At 73.9% G+C, this 20,421-nt stretch carries 21 protein-coding genes; 10 read left to right on the top strand and 11 right to left on the bottom strand.

The window, feature by feature from the left end:
• Window positions 1-1,064 precede the first annotated feature (1,064 nt).
• The 4 genes from ABZ249_RS29180 to ABZ249_RS29195 form a co-directional block, all read right to left on the bottom strand.
• A complete protein-coding gene (locus tag ABZ249_RS29180) occupies window positions 1,065-2,045 on the bottom strand; it encodes an STM4015 family protein (RefSeq protein ID WP_355269210.1) in 981 nt (326 codons plus the stop codon).
• A gap of 100 nt (window positions 2,046-2,145) precedes the next feature.
• Complete coding sequence (locus ABZ249_RS29185; RefSeq protein WP_355269212.1) at window positions 2,146-2,502, bottom strand: hypothetical protein; 357 nt, start codon at window positions 2,500-2,502, stop codon at window positions 2,146-2,148.
• 943 nt (window positions 2,503-3,445) lie between these two features.
• Complete coding sequence (locus ABZ249_RS29190) at window positions 3,446-3,709, bottom strand: hypothetical protein (RefSeq protein WP_355269214.1); 264 nt, start codon at window positions 3,707-3,709, stop codon at window positions 3,446-3,448.
• A complete protein-coding gene (locus tag ABZ249_RS29195; RefSeq protein ID WP_355269216.1) occupies window positions 3,710-4,078 on the bottom strand; it encodes a hypothetical protein in 369 nt (122 codons plus the stop codon).
• Between the two features lie 606 nt (window positions 4,079-4,684).
• On the opposite strand from ABZ249_RS29195, the gene ABZ249_RS29200 reads away from it, so the two are divergent.
• Together ABZ249_RS29200 and ABZ249_RS29205 are read left to right on the top strand one after the other, a co-directional pair.
• Window positions 4,685-5,497 (top strand): helix-turn-helix transcriptional regulator, encoded by an 813-nt coding sequence (locus tag ABZ249_RS29200; protein WP_355269218.1) that lies wholly within the window; start codon window positions 4,685-4,687, stop codon window positions 5,495-5,497.
• Window positions 5,494-5,667: a DUF397 domain-containing protein gene (locus ABZ249_RS29205; protein WP_355269220.1), complete on the top strand. Its 174-nt coding sequence runs from the start codon at window positions 5,494-5,496 to the stop codon at window positions 5,665-5,667. The genes ABZ249_RS29200 and ABZ249_RS29205 overlap by 4 nt, the downstream gene beginning before the upstream one ends.
• A 198-nt stretch (window positions 5,668-5,865) precedes the next feature.
• Here the strand turns inward: ABZ249_RS29205 and ABZ249_RS29210 are convergent, their stop codons facing one another.
• Window positions 5,866-7,197, bottom strand: coding sequence for a hypothetical protein (locus tag ABZ249_RS29210; protein WP_355269222.1), 1,332 nt, complete (start codon window positions 7,195-7,197; stop codon window positions 5,866-5,868).
• Here ABZ249_RS29210 and ABZ249_RS29215 point away from each other — a divergent pair.
• Both ABZ249_RS29215 and ABZ249_RS29220 read left to right on the top strand, forming a co-directional pair.
• Window positions 7,165-8,019, top strand: a complete 855-nt coding sequence (locus ABZ249_RS29215; protein WP_355269224.1) for a hypothetical protein — start codon at window positions 7,165-7,167, stop codon at window positions 8,017-8,019. The genes ABZ249_RS29210 and ABZ249_RS29215 overlap by 33 nt on opposite strands.
• Window positions 8,020-8,072: 53 nt before the next feature.
• Window positions 8,073-8,477, top strand: a complete 405-nt coding sequence (locus ABZ249_RS29220; RefSeq protein ID WP_355269226.1) for an NUDIX domain-containing protein — start codon at window positions 8,073-8,075, stop codon at window positions 8,475-8,477.
• A gap of 9 nt (window positions 8,478-8,486) precedes the next feature.
• On the opposite strand, the gene ABZ249_RS29225 is transcribed toward ABZ249_RS29220, so the two are convergent.
• Together ABZ249_RS29225 and ABZ249_RS29230 are read right to left on the bottom strand one after the other, a co-directional pair.
• Entirely contained in the window at window positions 8,487-9,428 is a 942-nt protein-coding gene (locus ABZ249_RS29225; protein ID WP_355269228.1) for a GNAT family N-acetyltransferase, read from the bottom strand.
• 267 nt (window positions 9,429-9,695) lie between these two features.
• Complete coding sequence (locus ABZ249_RS29230; RefSeq protein ID WP_355269316.1) at window positions 9,696-10,700, bottom strand: MBL fold metallo-hydrolase; 1,005 nt, start codon at window positions 10,698-10,700, stop codon at window positions 9,696-9,698.
• 265 nt (window positions 10,701-10,965) lie between these two features.
• Between ABZ249_RS29230 and ABZ249_RS29235 the strand changes: the two genes are divergently transcribed.
• The gene (locus tag ABZ249_RS29235; RefSeq protein WP_355269230.1) at window positions 10,966-11,439 is read left to right on the top strand and encodes a single-stranded DNA-binding protein; all 474 of its coding nucleotides are present in this window, start codon (window positions 10,966-10,968) and stop codon (window positions 11,437-11,439) included.
• 404 nt (window positions 11,440-11,843) lie between these two features.
• On the opposite strand, the gene ABZ249_RS29240 is transcribed toward ABZ249_RS29235, so the two are convergent.
• Window positions 11,844-12,851, bottom strand: coding sequence for an HAD-IIA family hydrolase (locus tag ABZ249_RS29240; protein ID WP_355269232.1), 1,008 nt, complete (start codon window positions 12,849-12,851; stop codon window positions 11,844-11,846).
• 444 nt (window positions 12,852-13,295) lie between these two features.
• The gene (locus ABZ249_RS29245) at window positions 13,296-14,102 is read right to left on the bottom strand and encodes an AAC(3) family N-acetyltransferase (RefSeq protein WP_355269234.1); all 807 of its coding nucleotides are present in this window, start codon (window positions 14,100-14,102) and stop codon (window positions 13,296-13,298) included.
• Between the two features lie 95 nt (window positions 14,103-14,197).
• Between ABZ249_RS29245 and ABZ249_RS29250 the strand changes: the two genes are divergently transcribed.
• Window positions 14,198-15,718 (top strand): serine hydrolase domain-containing protein, encoded by a 1,521-nt coding sequence (locus ABZ249_RS29250; protein WP_355269236.1) that lies wholly within the window; start codon window positions 14,198-14,200, stop codon window positions 15,716-15,718.
• On the opposite strand, the gene ABZ249_RS29255 is transcribed toward ABZ249_RS29250, so the two are convergent.
• Window positions 15,681-16,976 (bottom strand): DUF1015 domain-containing protein, encoded by a 1,296-nt coding sequence (locus tag ABZ249_RS29255; protein WP_355269238.1) that lies wholly within the window; start codon window positions 16,974-16,976, stop codon window positions 15,681-15,683. The two genes, ABZ249_RS29250 and ABZ249_RS29255, sit on opposite strands and share 38 nt — an antisense overlap.
• Before the next feature lie 20 nt (window positions 16,977-16,996).
• Window positions 16,997-17,347 (bottom strand): SCP2 sterol-binding domain-containing protein, encoded by a 351-nt coding sequence (locus ABZ249_RS29260; protein WP_355269240.1) that lies wholly within the window; start codon window positions 17,345-17,347, stop codon window positions 16,997-16,999.
• 208 nt (window positions 17,348-17,555) lie between these two features.
• Between ABZ249_RS29260 and ABZ249_RS29265 the strand changes: the two genes are divergently transcribed.
• The 4 genes from ABZ249_RS29265 (at window position 17,556) to ABZ249_RS29280 (ending at window position 20,380) form a co-directional block, all read left to right on the top strand.
• Window positions 17,556-18,290, top strand: coding sequence for a membrane fusogenic activity family protein (locus ABZ249_RS29265; protein ID WP_355269242.1), 735 nt, complete (start codon window positions 17,556-17,558; stop codon window positions 18,288-18,290).
• Window positions 18,291-18,339: 49 nt separating this feature from the next.
• Window positions 18,340-18,528 (top strand): hypothetical protein, encoded by a 189-nt coding sequence (locus ABZ249_RS29270; RefSeq protein WP_355269244.1) that lies wholly within the window; start codon window positions 18,340-18,342, stop codon window positions 18,526-18,528.
• Window positions 18,529-18,534: 6 nt separating this feature from the next.
• Window positions 18,535-19,335, top strand: coding sequence for a TlyA family RNA methyltransferase (locus ABZ249_RS29275; protein WP_355269246.1), 801 nt, complete (start codon window positions 18,535-18,537; stop codon window positions 19,333-19,335).
• Window positions 19,336-19,447: 112 nt separating this feature from the next.
• On the top strand, window positions 19,448-20,380 hold the full coding sequence (locus ABZ249_RS29280) for an NAD kinase (protein WP_355269248.1): 933 nt from the start codon (window positions 19,448-19,450) through the stop codon (window positions 20,378-20,380).
• Window positions 20,381-20,421: the final 41 nt, after the last annotated feature.

The following is a 20,421-nucleotide window of genomic DNA, read 5'->3' on the forward strand; positions in this document are numbered from 1 at the left end:
GTGGGGTGGGAGAGTAGGTTGCCGCCACGGTTTTCTTCGGGTTGAGAGCCCCTGCCTTCGGGTGGGGGCTTTCCCTGTTTTCGGGGTGTGGGTGTTTGTGTGTGGGGGGTCGCGTAGCGGCCCCCCTTTTTTTTGTGTCCTGGGGGCCTTGGTCGCAGGGGGCGGCCGCAGTGGTCTTTCCGTTTGTTCCCTTTTCAATGCTGTGTGGGGTGGGGGCGGGTCTGTCCGGGGTCTCGGGGGTTGCCGGAGGGAGCATCGTCTCCTTCGGCTCCAAGGGGTCGGGGCGGGTGGTTTCCTCTGTCCCGGACACCCAGGGGTTTCCGCCTGTCCTGGAGGCCTTGGCCACAGCCGGAGGGCGTCACGCGGCCCGGGCCGCAAGGGGTGTCGGTAGAGCGGGACTCGGCCGGGCTCCAGGGGGGTTTTGGTAGAGCGGGACTCAACCGCAGCCCCAGGGGGTGAGGCGGACTGTGAGGTTTCCAGGTCGGTCACCATCTGGGAAGGGCGGTCTGCGGGCGCTCTCTCAGAAGCGTTGTGCTCCACCGGTCACCGTTTGGGAAGGTACAGACCCGGGCCGGGCGTCGATCCGTCCCCGCGTACGAGGTCCGGCAGACCGCCGGGCGGGTGCGTTGAGTGCACGTCCGGGGTGGCGGGGGTTGGTTCAGGGGACGGGTCGGCGCCAGGCGGCACGCTCAGCCACAGGTCCAGGGAAAGAACGCTCCGACTGGAAACAGGCTGTTGCTCAGACCTCGCTTGTCACCCCAGCCGCCCGCCGTAGTAACCCCTGTCGGCATTGCCCTCCCGACCCCTCGGGGGTGAAGGCAGAGCATTCACGCGGCCCTGGCCCGCGAGGGTCAGGGGAGGAGGGACCGCCGGCCTGCACCCCTCTGTGGCGGAGGTCCCGGTACCTGTCGCCTTCACCCCTTGGAGCGAGGTTGCGGTTCTTCTTCCGGGCCGAGGCCGAGGCCGAGGCCGCGGGTACCTGTGGCTGTCACCCGTTGGGGTGCGGACGGAGGTTTCTCCTCCCGACACCCCCCTGGGGCCGGGGAGGGCGGACGGGGTCCCGGCTACTCGGACGCGGCGGTGTAGTAGAAGGGCTCGTCATCGTCCCCGTGGTATTCGGGCTCCAGCCGGTCGGACAGGTCGACCTCCACCCCGGACCCGTCGAACGCGGCCCGCACCCGCTCCTCCATCTCCTCACTCAGGTAGTGGTGGTGCAGATCGAGCTTGCGCAGACCAGCGAAGGCCGCGGCCCGGTCCACGAGCACCTGACCGCCCCGGTCCGTGAGGACGCCCAGCGACAGGTCGAGCACATCCAGGCGCTTGAGCACGGGTGCGTCGGCCAGTGCCGGAAGCCACCCGTCCAGCGTCTCGGCGTTGCGCACACCCAGGTATCGCAGTCGGGGAAACACCTCACCCGAGAGCACCGACTCCAGGTCCGACGGCCAGGTGTCACAGCCGTAGTCCGACATCCCCAGCCACAGCTCCAGGTGCTCTAGCGCGGGCAGCCCCGACGACGCCACCTGACGCGCGACCCGGCCCGGCAGGCCACCGGTCTCCAGCGTCAGGGAACGCAGCGAGGCGTGCGAGGGGATGAGCAGCCCGAGTTCGCCGTCTATGCCGTCGGCGCCCTTCACAGCCAGCTCCTCCAGCCGGGGGAAGGCCGCCACGAGCGGGGCCAGGTCGGGTTGGTCGATCCAGGACAGCTCGCACTCCGAGCCGTCGATGTCGCCGAAGAAGAGCGCACGCAGGTTCGGCAACGCATGGGCGTGCTCGGTCAGCAGGCGTGCGATCCGGTACTGGCCTCCGGCGGCGGCCTCCCAGTCTCCGATGACCAGCGCACCCACCCGTTCGGTGTCCACCACGGACAGGAAACGGGCGAGGTGCTCCTCGCACTCCTCTCTGTCGTACCGCAGCCGCCAGGCCACAGGGCCGGGAGCGTGCGGATCCCCGCCCCGCTCGCGGGCACGGATGATCCGCTCCTCGTCCGTGCCACTGGCAGGGAACTCGACCACGGGCAGACCCGCGAACTCGGTCAACACAGGCATGGGAAAACCCTTCAGGGGGTGGAATGTCCCCCATACCTAGCAGCTCCGGATGACAGACGAAGCACGGTGACTCTGGTACTCCAGTTGGACTTTCGGTTTGTCATGATTCCTGAACTGCCTGTCTGGGGTGGTGGCAACGTCCAGCGTGTCCTTGAAAGGACTCCTCCACCCTCCAGCGGCGCCCGGCCACCGCTACCAACCGCGACAGCGGCACCGCCTCGGGGGCGTAGCAGTGGAAGAACGCCAGCTCACCATTGGTACGGTTGCGGCGCATCAGCACCAACCACGCCCCGTACTCATCACAGCGATCGTCGATGAGAGCCCAGTGGTAAAGCCGCTCTCCCTTGGCCCCGGCCCCAGCAGAGCGTTTTCGCCGGGCCTGTCCGGGAACCAGGGCGGCCGACTCCTTGACCGCGATCGCCCCGCGCGGAGTGGAGAGGGTGTCGGTAGCGGCCATCTCCATCACCTACCCGGCCCGTTGTTTCTCCAGGTAGGAGCGCAAGTGCGGGTTGCGGCCATCGGTCCGGGGCGCAGGTCGCGGTCCTTCCTCCGGTCTGTGGTCGGGGCCGCGGGTATGTACGGCCGTCACCCCCTGGGGCGGAGGTGGCGGTTCTTCCTCCCCTCACCCCTCTGGGCCTGGGGCCGCGGGTGCGCGCGGCTTTCACCCCTGCTCCCGTCCGTACTGCGGTCATCCGCGGGAGTAGGCAACAGCGTGGAGCGCCCGCACCGCCGCCGGCGCCCCCAACCTTTCCAGGCGGTGCGGGTGCGCGCGCCTCGCGTGGACCCGTCCCCGGAAAGCGCACCCCCACCACCCAGGACGTGCGCCCAACGCACCCCTCCGGTGGTCTGCCGGGCGCCGACTGCGCGGGGACGGATCCACGCTCCGCGGCTGTACCCTCCAAGCGGTCGGGCTCTTGGAAACCAGTCACCCGTCACTGCGACCACAGACCGCCGTCCCCACATGGTGACCGTCCTGGAAACCTCACAGTCCGCCTCACCCCTCGGGCCGGGCATCCCACTGGCGTGACACGGCTATGGCCGGGGTTCCCGGTCGGGTGAACGCCCGCTCATGCCCGGCAGGGAGGAGCCACCGCGCCCCACACCTGTGGCGGTAGAGTCCGCGTGCCGGCGAAGGCGCTCCTCCAACTGGGCGGGTGTGGGTTCCACGTGTGTGCGCCAGGCCGCGTTCGGGTCCTTGTGGGTCGCCACCCACAGGGACCCGGTCCAGGCGATCCTGTGCGTACCTCCCCAGGTGGAGCGGAGCCGTTCGAGCACGGCCCCGGGTGGTTCCCACCTCCACCCGACAAGGTCCTCGTGCTCGCCGGCATGACCGGCCTCCAGGACACAGGTGCGGCGGAGGCCGGAGCTGTTCAGGCTGGTCTGCTCGCATAGCGACGGCATCATCGGCCACCTCCCGGGATTCGCTGCGGTTGTGGGGTGTAGGCGATCGGATGTGCCTCGACCTGTGTGTCGAGCAGGGCGAGGGCCTGGATCGGATCACCCGTGGCCTGCACGTGGTCCACCGCCGCGCATACCGCGGCGATGCGGTGTCCGAGCAGGGCTTGACGGGCGGTCTCGTCCGCCGGGGCCGTCCCCGGCGGCAGGGTCAAAGCGTCGCCTATCGCCTCGAACAGGTCCGCGATCCGGATGTCACCGACGGACATTCACTTCACCTTCCGCTCGAGGTAGGCGCGCACCGCGAGCGAGAGCGGGGCCATGTCCCTCCCCGGGTGGGACACGTAGGTCCGCACCCGGGACGCGCGCCACCGCGCTCGGAGCCGTTGTGACGGCTTGGCGGGCGGAGTAGGAGGGGGAGCGGAGCCGGACGTGTCGGCCGAGGATGAGTCCTTGGTCGCGGCCACGATCGGGATTCGCTTGGGGAACCGGTGGCTGTACTCCTCCAATGACAGGTGCCGCCGGGGCTCGGGCCGGTGGTGGCGGCCGTGCCCCGGCACCAGGGCCAGGGGGCGCCCTTCGGCCAGGGGCAGGGCCCACCCGGCCTGGCCCGGCCGCAGCGGGATCACCCGGCCCATGCTGGGAGGCTTTCGGCGCTTCGACCGGGCCGGCCCCGGGCCCAGGTCCGGAGCCGGGCCCGGTTCGGACCTCGGTGGGAGCGGCACCGCTCCGGTGCGATCAGGGGAGAACTCCGGCGACAGCAGGTCGCCGAACCGACTGACCCGGTGGTGGAGCGCGAAGGCGGTTCCAGCGGTGGTGCTCGTGCTCCGATCCGCACGGGAGGTCGCGTTCGCCTCGGACGCGAGTCGGTGCACGGTGACCGGTTCGCCTGTCCGCAGGTGGCGCGTCCGTGGCCGTTCCTCTGTCAGGGCCGGTGCCTCCCGGTCGCCCCCTGGAGGGCCGTGCCATCCGGCGATACACTTCATTGCGTCTCTCCTCGGTGAGTTCGATATCCGGTAGGGACCCCGCCCGGGGACCGCAGCAAACGGTCGCCAGGGCTTTTTGTGGACACCTGAATTTGACCGAATTGGACTGTTTGGCAGTTAAGTCCCGATCGGTTGCTGTCCATCGCCTGCACCCCATGGTTCACGGTGAACAGTGGCAACTCAACGGCTTTCCTGATGTCGACCGCAATCCGAGGCATTCCGTACACGGATGTAGAGCTCATCTGTAAATATTTACTCATGGCTGAAAAGATCATCCCCGCATGGGTCGGCTTCGGCCGAGAGTTACGGAAGCTGCGCAAGCAGCGCGGGCTCACACTCGACGACCTGGCAGAGGCGACCGGGTACGGCATGTCCACCATCAGCAAGTACGAGCGCGCCTACAGGGCCCCGAAGCGGCCGTTCCTCGTGGAGGCCGAGAGGTCCCTCGGTGCGAACGGCGAACTCATCCGCCGCTGGGAGGACACGAAGCAAACGGAGGACGATCCGGACTGGCACCGTAAAGTCGTCAAGACCGAAGAACGGGCCTCCGACATCAAGATGTGGAGCCCTTTGCTCATCCCCGGACTGCTTCAGACGGGAGGGTACGCCCGGCACATCTTTCGGGACGGGCGACCCCAGGACACGGATGAAGAAGTCGAGAAGCTGGTGGAGTTGCGCACCCACCGGTTGGACATGCTCAGGAAACTGCGCAACCCCCGCCTCCTGGCGATCGTCTCGGAAGCCGTCATCCGTTCCCGGGTCGGCACTCCGGACGTGATGCGGGAGCAGCTACAGCACCTGCTTGACCTCTCCTCCTCCCGGGACGTGCGCATCCTGGTCCTGCCCGTGGACGCGCCCTACCATGGCGGGCACTCGGGGCCGTTCCGTGTGCTGACCTCCCTGCAGGAAGCACCTTTGGTCGAGGTGGAGCATGCCTCGGGCAGTACACTGCTCAGCGATGAGCACGCCGTGGTGAGACTGCAGGCCGTGTTCGGAGATCTGCAGATCTGGGCATTGCCTCCCGCGGCGTCCCGGAACCTGATATCTGAGGCCCTAGGAGAACTGCGGTGAACGAGAACACCTGGCACAAGTCCAGCTACAGCGGGGCCCAGGGTGACTGTGTCGAGGTCTCGGAAGGTTCCATCACGGCCGTGCGCGACACCCGGCACCGGGAGCTCGGCCACCTGGAGTTCGCCGCTGCGGAGTGGGTCGCGGCCGTCGGAGCGCTCGCGGGGAAGTGACCCCGGGACGTGAACCGGCCCCGTCGAACGACCTCCGGCGGGGCCGGGCCGGCGGTCACACCCCGGCCCGGGCGGGCGCTTCGGGCGGCCCGCGGGAGCTGGTATTTCCCGCTGGGCTGGGACTTTGAGCACTTGGACTTTGGCGGCCCGCATCTACTCCATGACGTAAGCTGGAGGGCACGAGTACTTGACGCGCTGCTACTGCTCAGTGGCAGCGCTTTTGACTGTTGACGGACGGGTTGGATGACTGAGGACAGCCGATCGGGAGACCGCCAGGACTCCGGAGCGAACGAGCACAGTGGTGACCGCTCCGGCGCGTCTTACGGTCGGGGACGTGGTGACGACTCCCGCTCCCGTTCCGGCTACCGGGGTGACCGTGGCCGTGATGACCGCAGCGGTGGTTTCCGCGGCGGGGACCGGGACCGTGGTGGTTACCGGGGCCGCGACGACCGCGGCGGTTACAGAGGCGACCGCGACCGGCGCGATGACCGCGGCGGATACCGCGGTGGCGAGGACCGTGGCGGATACCGTGGCGGCGACCGCCGTGAGGGCGGGTACCGCGGCCGCGACGACCGCCGTGACGACCGTGGTGGTTACCGTGGCGGAGATGACCGCGGCGGCTTCCGCGGGGACCGCGACCGGCGCGATGACCGTGGCGGCTACCGTGGGGGCGACCGCGACCGCCGTGACGACCGCGGGGTCCACCGGGGCGGTGACGACCGTGGTGGTCACCGCGGTGGTGACCGTCGTGAGGGTGGTTTCCGGGACGACCGTGGCGGCTACCGCGGCGGTGACCGGGACCGTCGTGACGACCGTGGTGGTTACCGTGGCGGCGACGACCGTGGCGGCTACCGCGGAGACCGCGACCGGCGCGATGACCGCGGCGGGTACCGCGGTGGCGATGACCGCGGCGGATACCGCGGTGGCGACCGCCGTGAGGGCGGGTACCGCGGCCGTGACGACCGTGGTGGTTACCGCGGTGGTGACCGTCGTGAGGGTGGTTTCCGGGACGACCGTGGCGGCTACCGCGGCGGTGACCGGGACCGTCGTGACGACCGTGGTGGTTACCGTGGCGGCTACCGCGGCGGTGACCGGGACCGTCGTGACGACCGTGGTGGTTACCGTGGCGGCGACGACCGTGGCGGCTACCGCGGAGACCGCGACCGGCGCGATGACCGCGGCGGGTACCGCGGTGGCGATGACCGCGGCGGGTACCGCGGTGGCGATGACCGCGGCGGATACCGCGGGGGCGACCGCCGTGACGACCGGCGGGGCGGCGGGTACCGGGGTGGCCGCCGTGACGACCGGGGCGGGTACCGCGGGCGCGACGACCGTCGCGGTCCCCGTGAGGACCGCGACCCTGCGGACATCGCTCCCCAGCTTCCCGAAGAGGCGACCTACGACCAGCTCGACGCCGACACCAGGCGCGACCTCAGCTCGCTGCCCAAGTCCCTGGCGGAGCTGGTCGGCAAGCACATCGTGGCGGCCGGCCTCCTCGTGGACGAGGACCCCGAGCGCGCCTACGCCCACGCCGCCTACGCCCGGCGCAAGGCGTCCCGGGTCCCCGGTGTCCGGGAGGCCTCCGGTGTCGCCGCCTACACGGTGGGCAAGTGGCAGGAGGCCCTCTCCGACCTGCGTGCCGCGCGCCGCATGAGCGGCCGTGACAACTTCCTGGCGATCATGGCCGACTGCGAGCGCGGCCTGGGCCGCCCCGAGCGGGCTCTGGAGATCACCGGGGACCCGGCCGGCGAGCAGCTGGACGCCGCCGAGCGCATCGAGCTGCGCATCGTGGCCGCCGGCGCCCGGCGGGACATGGGCGACATCAAGGGCGCCCTGGCCGAGCTCCAGGTTCCCGAGCTGAAGGAGCGCCGCGCCCGGCCGTGGATCGCGCGCCTGTTCTACGCCTACGCCGACGTCCTGGAGGAGCTGGGCCGCGAGGAGGACGCCCGCGAGTACTTCTCGCGCGCCTCCGCCGTGGACAGCGACGGGGTGACCGACGCCGATGAGCGCCTGGCCGTGCTGGAGGGTGTCGAGCTGGTCGACGTCGACCCGGAGGACGGCATCATCTGGACCGACGCCGAGGAGCAGGACTTCGAGGAACAGGACTTCGCGGAGCCGCAGGCCCCGCGGGAGGCCCGTCCGGCCGATCCCGCCCTCGAAGACGAGGACGAGGCCGAGGACGACTCCCGGGCCGGCGAGCCTGAGGACTTCGAGGACGAGGACGGGGACTTCGAGGACGGTGTCCGCGACGCCGACGAGCCCGAGGACGACTCCGCCGACGAGTCCGACGCCGCGCCCGAGGCAGTGAAGGACGACGGGGCCGACGCCCCGCGGGACCGGGAGCGCGACTGACCCCGGATCCCCTGGCGCCGCCGGGCGGTCGTGGACCGCTCGGCGGCGCCGTCGTGCGTCTGGGAGTCCTTCCCCCGGCGTACGACTCCGTGGTGTGCCTGACCCACCGGGGCGGCCGGGCGCTGATGGTGCGCAACCGGCGGCGCGCGTGGGAGTTCCCCGGCGGGCACGCCGAGGCCGGGGAGGGCGTCGTGGACACCGCCCGGCGGGAGGCGGCAGAGGAGGCCGGGGCGACCCTGGGCGCGGTGGAGGTCGCCGGGTACTACGTGCTCGCCGACGGGCACGTCACGGTCGTCACCCACGCCCCCGTCCTGGAGACGGCCCCTCTCAGCGGCGAGTTCGAGACGGTCGAGGTGCGGGAGTTCGACGTCCTGCCCCCGGAGGAGAGCCTGTCGTGGGCCGACGGCCTCTACGCCCACCTGCTGCGGGCGCTGGACCTGCCCGGCGCCCGCCCCTGAGGGGGCCGGTCAGACGACGGGTTTGACGTAACCGGTCTCCTTGCCCAGCAGCGCGTAGCCGAGCCGGGCGTTGATGGCCAGCATGGGCGCGTTGTTCTCGTGGTTTCCGGTGGCGGCGTGGGTGAACCCCTGTTCGCGCGCCCGCAGCAGGGCGACATGCTTGGCGTATCCGGCCAGCCCGCGCCCCCGGTACTCGCGCAGGGTCCCCGTCATCGACGACTCCATGCGGCTCCTGCGGTCGGAGGCGTAGCAGGTGATGCCCGCGGGGGTGCCCTCGTGCAGGAAGACCAGGCTCAGGTCGAGGTCGGTGAGCGGGTGGTTCCAGGGCCCGTTCACCCAGTCCTCGAAGGTCATGAAGCCGACGCTCGGCACGGCACCGGGTTCGTCCTCGCTGGCCAGCCGGTCGAGCTCGTAGACCGGCCGGGGGTCGTCGGCGTACTCCCGGAACGTCCGCAGTTCCACGCCCGCGGGCGGTTCCGGCGCCGGGGGCAGCAGGGACAGGTCCAGGCCCAGGATGTGATGGGTCTCCTCCTCCGCGTACCCGTGGTCGAGGGCGACCCCGTGGAGCAGCGGGCCGCCCGCCTGGACCGGCTCCTCGGCGACCTCGGTGCGCAGGGTGCGGGCGCCGCGTTCCACCAGGGACTCCTCGGACGCGGTGAGGAGGCGGGCGGCCAGGTCGCCGCCGCGGTACCGCTCCGCGACCGCGGTGAGGAAGGTCAGGCCGTGCGGGTCGCGCCCCTCCGGGCGGGTGAGCAGGGACCGGGTGAACCCCACGATCCCGCCGTCGCCGTCGGTCGCCACGATCGGGAGGTCCGTCGAATGGGGGGTGGGGTTCGCCATGCGCCAGCGCACGGCCTTCTCCGTGAGGACACGGTAGGGGTGGTGGGCGCGCAGGAACGGGAGGACGGCGGGGACGTCCTCGGTTTCCATCGGCCGGATCTGGAGCGTCATGCGGTGAGCCTAGGTGGCCCGGGTCACCCCCGCACATGGTTTTCCGGGCCTTTCCGCGCTCCCCGCCGGAGCCGGCCCGGACCCTCTCCGCCGGTGTGAACGCGTCCGTGGACGCGTCACCGTTCCCCGTGACTTCTCCCGCTCCGGCCCGTGACGTGCCGTCACCCGTCCGGGCGCCACGGTGCAGGGGCCGTGTGAGGGGGCGGACCCCCGCCATCCCCGCCCCTCACACCGCCGTGCCGTCGCACCGAGCCGGCCCCGGCGCGCTCAGCCCTGTTCTTCGCGTTCCTTGCGCTCGGCCTCGGCGCGTTCCTGTTCGAGCCGGTCGAGCCAGTGCACGATGCCCGACACGTTGGCCTCGGCGCCGCTGAGGATGTCCAGGACGGCGGCGGACTCCGGGGAGGCGTCCGGGGGCAGCGGCTTGTACCGGCTGATGACCTTGTCGCGCACCATGGCGATGGCGTGGTCGAGGTCGCCGGCCGAACCGTGCGACTCGCGGACCGTCTCCACCCACAGGTGCAGCTCGGACCGGGCGCGGTCGATGGTCTCGGCGACCGTGTCGACCGCTCCGAAGTGGGAGAACATCAGGCGCTGGGCGTCGATGTCGGAGAACAGCCGCAGGGTGCTCAGGCACGCCTGCATGTCGAAGTCCGGCGGCGGGGTGGCCGGGCGGACGTCGCCGGTGAGCTGGTTGTAGACGCCCAGGGCGTCGCCGACGTACAGGTCGCCGGTGAGGGTGTCGACCAGGCCCATGTGGTGCTTGGCGTGCCCGGGGGCGTAGTGGGTGACGAGCCTGCGGCCGCCGCCCAGGTCGATCTCGCCGGTCTCGGCGACGGAGCGGATGCGCCGCGCCTCGGTGGGGTGCATCTGCCCGAACAGGGTGTCGAGGCGGTCGCCCCAGACCATGGCGGCGCTGCGCATGAGGCGGCTGGGGTCGGCGAGGTGGCGGGCGCCGCGCTCGTGGACGACGATCTCGGCGTTGGGGAAGAGGGCGGCCATGTCGCCGGTGCCGCCCGCGTGGTCGAGGTGGATGTGGGTGACGACGATGGTGGCCAGGTCGGCGGGGGCCAGGCCCATGGCGGTGACGGCGTCGTGCAGGACCCGGGCCGAACCGGCGGTGCCGACCTCGACGATGCAGGGGCGCTCGGAGCGGATGAGGTAGCTGGACACGATGCCCGGATATCCGGCGAGCATCGTGTCGATGGCGAAGATGTCGTCGCCCAGGGGGGTGACCCCCTCGGGCAGGCGGCTCACGTCCACGTCGTCGTGCACGGCAGGCACCCCTGTTCCCTGTGGTCGTCGTGGGTTCCGGGAGGAACCGCATCCGAATCCGACTCTAGGACACGGGGGCGGTGTGCGTCCCGACCGGGGGCGGGATCATCGGACGACCCCGTTCCGGAGGGTTGTCCACAGGCGGGGCGAAGCCCTTTCGCCGCCGGTCGGCCCCGGTGATCCTGAAGGTGGGGGCACACGTGCCGGCCGTCGTGCCGCCCGCTGGTCCACGCCGGTGCCACAGGGTCTTCGGGAAGGACGACGCATGCGGGAGAACGGTCTGCGGAGCGCGGGGCGGGGAGCACGGGCGGCGCGGGGCACGGACCCGGGGGAGGACCCCGGCCGGGACGGCGGGCACCGCAACGAGGTGCTGCTGGTGGGGCGCATCACCGCCGAGCCGGTGTTCCGGGAGATGGCGAACGGGAACCGCCTGGCCAGCTGGCGGATGTGCATGGCCAGGCCCCCGCGCGAGGGGGTGTCGGGGCGCCGCTCCGACGCGGTCTACTGCGTCGGCTTCGACCCCGGGCTGCATCCGGAGCTGGGGGAGTGGCGGCTGGGCGACGTCGTCCGGGTGACGGGGGCGCTGCGCCGCCGGTTCTGGCACGGGCGGGCGGAGGAGCGCAGTACGTGCGAGGTGGAGGCGCGGACCGTGGCGCTGGTGCGCCGCTCGCGGCCGGCCGACGGGGACCTCCCCGCCGCCGCGTTCCCGCGCGCGACGGGGGAAGGGGCCGGGCGATGACCGCCCGCGCGGCGCGCCGCCCGGTGCGTCTCCTCGGAGCGGTGCTGGTACGGGTCCTCGCCGCCCTGGCTCGCCCCCTGGCCCGCACCGCGGCCGGTGTCGGCGGCCGTGCCGGACCCCGGACGCCGGGTGCGGCGCCGGTCCGGCATGGACCCGGCGTGTCCGGTACGGGAGCGGACCGCCTCGCCGGGGCGGGGCCGGGGGCGGTGGGCGCCCGGCCCGGGGGCGGGGTCCCGTGTGCCGCCGCGGCCCGCGTCCACGGACCCGGGACGGGAGCGGTCCGTGCGGCGGGAGTCCTGTCCGGCGCCCCGGCCCGGTACGGCGGGCGGGGGTGCGCGAGGGTGCCGCGGAGGTCGCCGTACGGGGAGGCGTTCAGGCCCGGGTGGGCGGTGCCCCGGCCCGGTTCACCAGCCCAGGGCGGCCAGGGCGGCGCGTGCGGCCGGGCCGGCCGGGTCCACCGCCGGGTTCGCCCACACGGCCTCGCACAGGGCGCGCAGGCCGTCGAGGCGGTCGCCGGAGCCCTCCAGGAGCGGGCCGTCGGGGGTGTGGGTCGCCGTCCAGCCCCCGCAGCGGGTGCCGCCGTGGAAGGCGTCGACGCCCGGGTGGGTGTCGTTCATGCCCGACACGTCCCAGGACAGGTAGTTGGGCCGCCGGTGCTCCGGGGCGGCGAGCAGGTCCAGCGGGGTGGTCACCCCCGACAGCACCAGCAGGCCCGCGGCGCCGTGCACGATCGCGCCCTCGATGTCGGTGTCCAGGCGGTCGCCGACGATGAGCGGGTCGCGGGCCCCCGTGCGCCGGATGCCCTCCTCGTGGAGGGGGCGCATGGGCTTGCCCGCGATGATCGGCTCCACTCCGGTGGCGTGCGCGATCACCCGGACGAAGGACCCGTTGGCCGGGGTGACACCCCATTCGGTGGGGGCGGTGGCGTCGGCGTTGCTGGCGACGTAGAGGGCGCCGCGCGACACCGCCAGCGTGCCCTGGTCGAGGAGGTCCCGGGTCACGGAGCGGGAGTAGCCCTGCACCACGGCGACCACGGAGTCGGTGGCGATGGTGACCGGGACGAGCCCCATGCGGCGCACCGCCTGGCGCAGCCCGGTGTCGCCGACCACCAGGACCTCCGAGCCGGCCGGGTGGCGTTCGGCGACCAGCCGGGCGGCCGCCTCGGCGGAGGTCACCACGTCCTGCGGGGTGGCGTTGATGCCCAGGTGGGTGAGGTGTTCGGCGATGCGGGCCGGGGTGCGTCCGGCGTTGTTGGTCACGTAGGCCACCCGCGCCCCCGCGGCCCGTGCCTTGTCGATCGCCTCGGGGGCGGCCGGCACCGCGCTCGGGCCGATGTAGACGACCCCGTCCAGGTCCAGGAGCATCGCGTCGTGGATCGTGCTCAGGGGGCGCTCGGCGGCGAGCAGGGGCATGGCGGACCCGTTCCTTGCGGCGGTGGCGGACGCCCTCCAGGGTATGACGCGGTCCCCGGCCGGTGGGGCCGCGGGCCTCCCCACCCGGTGTGCCGTCCGTCGCAGCGCCCCGGACCGGCCCCACCCCGGAGACACCGCCTCCGGGGCCCGCTGAGATGCCGCGCCCTCGCCGCCCTGGCCGGGGCCCGTCGGCCGGAGGGCGGGGCGTTCCCGGTCCCGGAAGCGGGGTGCCGGACCGGTGGTCGGCCGGGGCGCCGCGCCTGTACCGGCTCGGTGGGGCCTGCTGGGCGGGGGCGGGCCGTTCCCGGTCGTTGCGGCCCTTGGGGCGGAGGTGCGAGTCGGGGGGCGGCCGGGGGCGGGTGCTCGTCGGCCGGCAGGGGCCCGTCGACCGGAGGCCGGGGCGTCTTCGGGGCGGCGGGGGACGTGCGGCGGCGGGCGGGGGTGTCAGGCGATGGGGCGGTGGGCGGTGAGCCAGGAGGTGGCGAAGGCGACGGCGTCGGCGACCGGGAAGAGGCGTGCGGTGGCCGAGCCGGCCGGGCCCGTGGTGACGGCTCCGGTGGCCTCGAACGCCTCGCCCAGGGCGGGGAAGTCGTCGGAGTCCAGGGCGGTGTCGGTGAAGGCGGCCCAGGCGCGGCCGCCGTCGGGGGTGGCGACCGCGCAGCCCACCGGTTCGGTGCGGGGCGCGGGCACCCGGTACTCGGCGAGGTGGAAGGCGGTGCACGAGTCGTAGCCGGTGCCCAGCAGCAGGAGGCGGGCGTCCAGCAGGCGGCCCAGCGGCGACTCGTCGCCCAGGCGGCAGGCGAGGGGGTGGTGGTCCAGCAGGGCGTGGGCGCGCGGGCCCACGGCGGCGAAGGAGGTCTGCGGGTGCGGGCTGCGCACGGCCCCCGGGAGGGTGCGCACCAGCTCGGGGATTCGTCCCATGTGCGCGCTGGGGGTGGCGTGCGGGTCGAAGCCCGGCGTGTGGTCGCGGATGGTCGGCCACCAGGACTCGGGCACCGGCGGGTTGCGCCACTGGGACGGGTCGCTGTTGTCCATCGTCTGGGTGGGCACCACGAGGGTGCCGGTGGGACCCAGGGTGTCCAGGAGCGCCTGGACGACGGCCTGGGCGCCGCCGCACACCCAGCCCAGGGCGGAGAGGGAGGAGTGGAGCAGGACGGTCTCCCCGGGACGCAGCCCCAGGCCGGCCAGGTCGCGGGCGAGGGAGGCGCGGGTGCGCGGCGCGTCCTGCGCGGGTTCGGGCGCGGCGGTCATGGGGCGGGTCTCCTCCTCGGGGTGGGGTGTACCGCAGGGTGGGTGTGCGGTCGGCACCGTGGTGCGCGGAGCGGGCCGGCCGGGAGCATGGCGCCATGGTGATGAGAACGATGTCGGCGGCGGCTCTGGCGGTGGCGGCGGTCCTGTCGTGGGCGGCGCCCGCGGCGGCGGCCGCGCCCGTGGATGGTCTCACGGCCGCTGCGGTGGACGCACGGGTGGAGGCCTACCTGGAGGACGCGCCGCTGCCCGGGGTGGCGGTCGCGGTGACGCGGGGGAGCGAGGTGGTGCGGGCGGCCGGGTACGGGGTCGATTCCCGCGGGGAGCCGGTGGGCGCCGACACCCCGATGGGGATGGCGTCGGTGAGCAAGGCGTTCACCGCCCTCGTGGTGGCGTCGCTGGTGGAGGAGGGGAGGCTGGACCTGGACGACCCCGTGGTCGAGCACCTGCCGGAGTTCGCGGTGGACGACCCGCGCGGTGCGCGGATCACCGTGCGGCAGCTGCTCACGCACACCTCCGGCATGTCCGACCGCGGGTTCCGGGAGAAGAGCGAGCCGACCCCGGCGGACCTGGAGGGCGCGGTGGCGCGGCTGGCCGGCGCCGGGATGGTGGCCGACCCCGGGGCCGAGCGCAACTACCACAATCCGAACTACCACGTCGCGGCCCGCATGGTGGAGGTGATGGAGGGCGAGCCGTTCGCGGACGTGCTGCGCGAGCGGGTGCTGCTCCCGCTGGGGATGGCCGACACGGTCACGGTGGACACCGCGCGGGACGTGTTCGCGGCCGGGGTCGCCCCCGGGCACGTGGCGGTGCTGGGCGGCGCCCGGGCCCTGCCGGAGCCGCAGGGCTACTTCAACGGCAGCGGCGGCATGGTGTCCACGGCCGACGACATGGCGCGGTGGCTGGTCTCCCAGAACACCGGCGGCCGTACCGCCGACGGGGGCGCGGGGGTGCCCGCGGACGCGGTGGCGCTGACGCACGCCGCCGCGGGCGGCACGGGCCCGGCGGCCGACTCCGGCCTGGGCTGGCAGGTGGAGGAGACCGGCGGGGGCGCGCCGCTGCTGGTGCACGGCGGCATCCAGTTCACCTACACCGCCCACCAGGCCCTGCTGCCGGAGAGCGGGGTGGGGATTGCGGTGATGGCCAACACCGGCCTGGGCGCGGGCGACGCCTCCGCCCTGCTGTGGAACCTGGTGGCCCTGGCCGAGGGGGAGGGGCCGACCGGCTCCTCGGCGCCGTGGCTGCTGGCGCTGGACCTGGTGTGCGTCGCCGCGGTGGCGGCCGTGGCCGCCGGGGCGGTGCGCGGGGTGCGCCGGGCCGGGGTGTGGGCGCGGGACGGGCGCCGGTGGCGGCGCGTGCTCGGGGCGGTGGGGTCGGCCGCTGTGGTGGCCGCGGCCCTGGCCCCGCACCGGCTGATCTCGCCGCTGGCGGGCGGTCGCGACGCCACGTGGGTGCAGACCCTGTACACGGTGCCGTCCGTGGTGGTGCTGCTGGTCGCGGCGGCGACGGCGCTCGCCGTGGTGTGGGCGGTGCGCCTGCGGGCCCTGGCGGCGCACCGCGGCCAGGACCCGGAGCGGGAGCTCAGCGGTACCGGGGCGACGGCTCGACCAGGCGCATGACCAGCCCGGTGCGCGGCTTGGGCCCGAACGAGGTGGACTTGCGCGGGGTGAGCTCGCCCTGCCCGGCGATCTCGTAGACCAGGTGGACGTCCAGGGCGGGCACGATCACCGCGGTGCCCTTCTCGTGGTGGGCGGCGGCCACCGCCTCGCCGGGGTCGTCGTGGACCATGCGCACCGCCTCCTCGGAGACGCCCCACAGCGGCAGCAGGACCTCGTGCAGGGCCGCGGTGGGCAGGCGCCGCCACTGCTCGGAGCGGCCGGGCATGGCCCGGGCCAGGGCGTCGTCGTCGAAGCCGTGCACCAGGTGGGCCTCGCCGTCGGGGGAGGCCAGCACCAGCGCGGGGCCCTCCACCCCCTCGTACACGCGGGCGGACACCCCGTCCACGGCCTCGACCGCGGCGACGGAGCGGGCGGCCGCCACGGCCTCCTCCGGGCGCAGGCCCGGCAGGACCCGGTGGATGGCGCCCAGGCGGGGCGGGTGGGTGTCGCTGTCCACGAGCAGGGCCAGCCCGTACCGCCAGCCGGGGTCGCCGTGGGCGGCGTGCAGGCGGCGGTAGGCGGCGTAGCGGTGGTGGCCGTCGGCGATGAGCGCGGACCGGCCGGCCAGGTCGGCGGACACCCGGGCGTGGTCGGCGTGGTCGGTGACCGCCCACAGGCGGTGCTCGGAGCCGTCGCGGGTGCGGGCCTCCACCAGGGGCGGGTCGGCGACGGCCTCGGTGACGGCGGAGGCGGCGCCGCCCGCGCCGCGGTACAGCAGGAAGATGGGTTCGAGGTTGGCCCGGGCGACCCCCATGAGGGTGAACCGGTCGTGCACGGGCGCGTCGGCCACGTCCTCGTGGGGCAGGACGGCGGATTCGGAGCCCTCGTCGGGCAGGCGCAGGTTGCCGATCAGCCCGCGCTGGCGGCGGCCGTCCGCGGTGACCTGCTCGTACACGTACAGGGCCGGGCGGGGGTCGGGGGAGAGCACGCCGGTGGCGACCCAGTCGTGCAGCAGCGCGGCGGCGGCGCGGTACCGGCGGGGGATCGCCCCTTCGGTGCCGTCGGCGCTGGCGCGGCTGAGCTCGAAGGGCAGGGTGACCCGGGCGGCGTTGTGCGGGTCGGACCGTTGCAGGGCCCGCGCCTCCTCGGCGTCGGGCACGTCGTAGGGCGGGGCCAGCAGACGGGCGAGGTCGAATCCCCCGTCGATGAACCGGTCGAGGTCTCCGTCGGTGTAGCGCAGACCGCGGAAGGGTTCCAGCCCGAGAGGTTGGCGTGGCATCCCAGCAAGGTACCGCCCGGTCACAGGAGTTTGCGCATGCGCAGCAGGTCGCCCATGCTGGCGTCGACCCTGACCCGGCGGGTCAGGAGGGCGCGGGCCGGGTCCAGCCGCCCGTCGGCGAGGTCGACGAGGTCGTCGCTGCCGACGGTGATGTGCACCTGGGCCCGGGGCGCCGGGGCGTCCTGGGGGCGGTGGGTGATGTCGCTGAGGCCGTCGGCGGTCAGCCGCATGTCGAACACGGTGCCCAGGTCGGGGACGAGCACGCTGACAGAGCGCTCGACGATGACCCGGCGGCGTTCGGCCTCGGGTTCGGCGAGGATCCGCTCGTTGAGCTTCTCGATGCCCTCCAGGCATGCGTCGATGCTGTTCATGGGCACATGATGCCGTATGCGGCACGGGGCGCCGGGGCGGCGGCGCCGTCCGGGCAAAGGGACGAAGGGGACGACCTCCCGGTTTCGCGTGGCAGGGGCCGTGCCGCCCGGGTAGCGTTGTGCGCGCAACCCCCCGCCCACGGTGCCCTTCCGTTTTCCGGTGCCGTTCCCCCTTCCGGTGTTCTGTCCGTCAAGGAGTACGCGAATCATGGTCGTCGACGCGGTGCGCACGTATCTGGATGCCGCCAGTGGTCTCACCGAGCTGTCCCGCAAGGAGGCGGTGGCCGCGGCCAAGGTCCTGCTGCGGGCGGGCGGGGCGGGCGCGCCGGCGGCGGAGCAGGAGCCGGGTGGCACCCCGCCGCGGGTGGGGCGGACCATCCAGGCGCTGGCGGGGGAGCTGCTGGAGACCAGCCGGGCCAACCGGGAGGCGCTGGCGGAGCTGGTGCGCTCGGAGGTGGAGCACCGCCTGGAGCGGATGGACGTGGTGCCGCGCTCCGAGCACGAGCGCCTGGTGCGCCGCGTGGCGGAGCTGGAGCGGCGGCTGGCGGCCCGGTCGGGTCGGGAGCGGGTGCCCTCGGTCCCGGCGGTGGAGGTGCGGGCCGTGGAGGTCGAGGAGGTGCCCGCGGCCGCCGTCGCCGCGGTGGCGGCCGCCGTGGCGGATCCCGCCCCGGACGGGGCCGCCGGACAGGACGCCCCGGAGGCCCCCGAGGCCCCCGAGAGCCCCGTGGCCGCCGAGTCCCCCGACGGGGCCGCGGCGGCCGAGCCCGCCCGGGAGGACGGCACGGACGAGGGCGCTGACGAGGACGCGGAGGAGGCCGGGGCGGCCGCCGCGAAGAAGCCCGCCGCCAAGGCCGGGGCGGCCAAGCCCGCGGCCAAGGGCGGCCGGACGCGGGCGGGCGCGGCCAAGCGCACCACCAAGTCCCGCAGCGCCACCAAGAAGTAGGGCCGCCCAGAAGTCGGGGCCGCCGCGGACCGTCGATACCGGAGGGGCGATGAATCCCAAGGAACAGGCCGAGGAGCTGGCCGCCCGGACCCTGGAGGGCACCCGGGAGCGCCTGGAGGGGCTGTCGGGCCTGCCCACCGCCGAGCACGTGGAGGTCTTCGACTCCCTGCACCGCGAGCTGTCGGCGGTGCTGGGGGCCCTGGACCAGGAGCCGGCGCCGCAGCCGCCGGTATCCTAGGTGATCATGGCGAAACGTACTCGGCTCGACGCGGAACTGGTCCGCCGCGGGCACGCACGCTCACGCGGCCACGCGGCCGAGATCATCGAGGGGGGCCTGGTCAAGGTGGCCGGGATCGTGGCCTCCAAGCCGGCCACCCAGGTCGGACAGGACCAGCCCATCGTGGTGCGCACTCCTTCCGACGAGCCCCCCTACGTGTCCCGCGGGGCGCACAAGCTCATCGGGGCCCTCGACGCGTTCTCCCTGGACGTGGCCGACCGGCGGGCCCTGGACGCGGGCGCCTCCACCGGCGGGTTCACCGACGTGCTGCTGCGCCGGGGCGCGGCCCACGTGACCGCCGTGGACGTGGGCTACGGCCAGCTGGCGTGGTCGCTGCGCAGCAACGACCGGGTGCGGGTCATGGAGCGGGTCAACGTCCGCGAGCTCACCCCGGAGATGGTCGGCGAGCCGCGCCCGGACCTGGTGGTGGGCGACCTGTCGTTCATCTCCCTGAAGCTGGTGCTGGGGCCGCTGCGGGACGCGGTCGCCCCCGGGGCCGACTTCGCCATGATGGTCAAGCCCCAGTTCGAGGTCGGCAAGGACCGGGTGGGCGCGGGCGGCGTGGTGCGCGAGCCCGAGCTGCGCGCCGAGGCCGTGGCCGACGTGGCCGCCCACGCCCTCACCCTGGGCCTGGGCACGGTCGACGTGGCGGCCAGCCCTCTGCCCGGTCCCTCGGGCAACGTCGAGTACTTCCTGTGGCTGCGCTCGGGCGCCCCGGCGCTGGACGCGGCCCGGCTGGAGCGGGCGGTGGCGGAGGGGCCGGCCTAGGGCGTGGCACCCTGTCGCACGGGTCCGGTAACGTGACCCGGCCGGGTGGGCGCACAGGCTCCCCGGCCCGCATTCGAACTCCCCTTCGGGGAGTGGACGTAAGGGGACGACGATGACCAGGACCGGCGGACGCGGCGTTCTCCTGCTGGCCCACACCGGTCGGCCCGCGGCGGTGCGCAGCGCACGGCTGGTCCACGAGAGCCTCAGCAGCGCCGGGCTGACCGTGCGCATGCTCAAGGACGAGGTGGACGAGCTCGCCGAGGCGGGCTGTGTCCTGTCCCCGATCGAGGTCGTCGAACCGGAGTCCGCGGCCGAGGGCGTGGAGCTGGTCATGGTGCTGGGCGGCGACGGCACGCTGCTGCGGGCGGCCGAGCTGGCCCGGCCCGCGGGCGCCCCGCTGCTGGGCGTGAACCTGGGGCACGTCGGGTTCCTGGCCGAGGCCGAGCGCGAGGACCTGGGCGCGACCGTCCGCAGCGTCGTGGAGCACAACTACGACGTCGAGGAGCGGATGACCCTGGACGTGGCCGTGTTCAACGGCGGCCGTGCCGACGGGGTCCCCTCGGTGCGCACGTGGGCGCTCAACGACGCCACCTTGGAGAAGGGCGAGTCGCGGCGGATCGTCGAGGCGGTCCTGGAGGTCGACGGCCGCCCGCTGTCGCGGTGGGCGTGCGACGGGGTGGTGTGCGCCACACCGACGGGGTCGACGGCGCACGCCTTCTCCGCGGGCGGCCCGGTGGTGTGGCCGGATGTGGAAGCCCTGCTGGTGGTGCCGTTGAGCGCGCACGCGCTGTTCGCCCGGCCGCTGGTGGTGGGCCCGCGGGCGACGGTGGCGCTGGAGGTGCTGCCGGACACGGCGCCGGGCGTGCTCTGGTGCGATGGACGGCGTATGGTCGAATTGCCCGCCGGGGCACGGATCGAGATCACCCGTGCCGATACGCCGGTCCGGTTGGCCCGGCTGCACCGGGCGCCGTTCACCGACCGGCTGGTGGCCAAGTTCGGCCTCCCCGTGGCGGGGTGGCGCGGCCGCCGGGAGCAGGGCCGCTGACCGCGTGCGCACCCGCGCGGGTGCGCCGTCCGGGAGGCGCG

The organism is Nocardiopsis sp. NPDC006139, from assembly GCF_040614155.1.
Classification (GTDB): domain Bacteria; phylum Actinomycetota; class Actinomycetes; order Streptosporangiales; family Streptosporangiaceae; genus Nocardiopsis; species Nocardiopsis changdeensis.

Bases quoted from the DNA above. Each gene is read 5' to 3' on its own strand.
- ABZ249_RS29180 (WP_355269210.1), bottom strand. From the start codon at position 2,045: ATGCCTGTGTTGACCGAGTTCGCGGGTCTGCCCGTGGTCGAGTTCCCT.
- ABZ249_RS29185 (WP_355269212.1), bottom strand. From the start codon at position 2,502: ATGGCCGCTACCGACACCCTCTCCACTCCGCGCGGGGCGATCGCGGTC.
- ABZ249_RS29190 (WP_355269214.1), bottom strand. From the start codon at position 3,709: ATGTCCGTCGGTGACATCCGGATCGCGGACCTGTTCGAGGCGATAGGC.
- ABZ249_RS29195 (WP_355269216.1), bottom strand. From the start codon at position 4,078: ATGGGCCGGGTGATCCCGCTGCGGCCGGGCCAGGCCGGGTGGGCCCTG.
- ABZ249_RS29200 (WP_355269218.1), top strand. From the start codon at position 4,685: ATGGCTGAAAAGATCATCCCCGCATGGGTCGGCTTCGGCCGAGAGTTA.
- ABZ249_RS29225 (WP_355269228.1), bottom strand. From the start codon at position 9,428: ATGACGCTCCAGATCCGGCCGATGGAAACCGAGGACGTCCCCGCCGTC.
- ABZ249_RS29235 (WP_355269230.1), top strand. From the start codon at position 10,966: ATGCGGGAGAACGGTCTGCGGAGCGCGGGGCGGGGAGCACGGGCGGCG.
- ABZ249_RS29240 (WP_355269232.1), bottom strand. From the start codon at position 12,851: ATGCCCCTGCTCGCCGCCGAGCGCCCCCTGAGCACGATCCACGACGCG.
- ABZ249_RS29245 (WP_355269234.1), bottom strand. From the start codon at position 14,102: ATGACCGCCGCGCCCGAACCCGCGCAGGACGCGCCGCGCACCCGCGCC.
- ABZ249_RS29250 (WP_355269236.1), top strand. From the start codon at position 14,198: ATGGTGATGAGAACGATGTCGGCGGCGGCTCTGGCGGTGGCGGCGGTC.
- ABZ249_RS29255 (WP_355269238.1), bottom strand. From the start codon at position 16,976: ATGCCACGCCAACCTCTCGGGCTGGAACCCTTCCGCGGTCTGCGCTAC.
- ABZ249_RS29260 (WP_355269240.1), bottom strand. From the start codon at position 17,347: ATGAACAGCATCGACGCATGCCTGGAGGGCATCGAGAAGCTCAACGAG.
- ABZ249_RS29265 (WP_355269242.1), top strand. From the start codon at position 17,556: ATGGTCGTCGACGCGGTGCGCACGTATCTGGATGCCGCCAGTGGTCTC.
- ABZ249_RS29270 (WP_355269244.1), top strand. From the start codon at position 18,340: ATGAATCCCAAGGAACAGGCCGAGGAGCTGGCCGCCCGGACCCTGGAG.
- ABZ249_RS29275 (WP_355269246.1), top strand. From the start codon at position 18,535: ATGGCGAAACGTACTCGGCTCGACGCGGAACTGGTCCGCCGCGGGCAC.
- ABZ249_RS29280 (WP_355269248.1), top strand. From the start codon at position 19,448: ATGACCAGGACCGGCGGACGCGGCGTTCTCCTGCTGGCCCACACCGGT.